Raw genomic sequence first — 1,071 nt, 5'->3', positions numbered from 1 at the left:
CCGCCCCGATGTCGTAGACCAGGTGCACGTGCACCTCGGTGCTCTTTCCGTCGGGCGCGAGGACGAAGGACACCGTGCCCTGGTTCGGGACGTCGGCCTCCTCGGCCGAGCGCCATCCGATCCGCTCGTTCGCCACGTCCTCGGTCAGCACGGCTTCCCACTCGACCTTGCGGTCGAACGGGGCGCTCGCCACCCACGTGCTGGTGTTCTCGCCCGTCGTCCGCACCTCGTCGAGGTGCTCCATGAACGACGGCAGGTTCTCCAGACGACGCCAGAACGTGTACACCTCCGATACAGGACGGCGCACCGTCGTCGTCGCTGTCAGATCCATCGAGCCTCCTTGGGCGTCTGTGTCCGGTCGACACTGCCGTTGCAGACAAGAGGGACTGCAACAAGCTCAGCAAGTACCACCCGCACGCCGTTGCACACCTGTACCGCCGAGGCAACTCCGACTGATTCGCGGCAGACCGGCGCAGCGCGCTGCCTGGATCGAAGGGGGACCGGCGGACCGAGAACACGCGCACCCGAGCTGATCCGCGGTCCCGTCCGCCAGCGGGCCCGACCCACGCCATCGGCAGAACGACCGATTGCCGTTGTCGCCCGCCGGAACGAACGTGGGACGTCTGCGCAGGGACGACGGAGAGCGGTGACGATGGGCGCCTCACTGCCGGAGAAGTGGAATCCGGAGAACGAACCGGCACGCGTCGGCGCGGGCGCGGTGACCTTGGTCGAGGGTTCGTCCTTCTGCATCTGCACGCCCGGCGGAGACATCGGCGGCACCGGGCCGTGCGGCGTCTTCTTCCGTGACACCCGCATCCTGTCCCGCTGGGACCTGCGGGTCGACGGCGAGATCCCCGACCCGCTGACGGCGATGACCCCCGACCCCTACCGCGCGACCTTCCTCGGCCGGCTCTCCCGCCGGTTCGGCCGGACCGACACCAACCTGCTGGTGCAGCGTGAGCGGCGGATCGGCAACGGGCTCCGGGAGGACCTGGTGCTGCGCAACCCGGGGGCCGAGCCGACGACGTGCATCGTCACGGTCGCCGTCGAGGCCGATTTCGCGGACCTGTT

General features: G+C 69.2%; 2 protein-coding genes. One reads left to right on the top strand and one right to left on the bottom strand.

What is annotated here, in order from left to right:
* The coding region (locus PKE99_RS37735; protein WP_271215054.1) for an SRPBCC family protein at positions 1-331 on the bottom strand (331 nt) is incomplete at its 3' end.
* 321 nt (positions 332-652) lie between these two features.
* Between PKE99_RS37735 and PKE99_RS37730 the strand changes: the two genes are divergently transcribed.
* On the top strand, positions 653-1,071 hold a 419-nt coding region (locus PKE99_RS37730), incomplete at its 3' end, for a glycogen debranching N-terminal domain-containing protein (RefSeq protein WP_271215053.1).

It is taken from the genome of Pseudonocardia halophobica (genome assembly GCF_027922425.1).
Classification (GTDB): Bacteria; Actinomycetota; Actinomycetes; order Mycobacteriales; family Pseudonocardiaceae; genus Pseudonocardia; species Pseudonocardia halophobica.
This window is presented reverse-complemented; position numbering and strand designations above follow the sequence as displayed.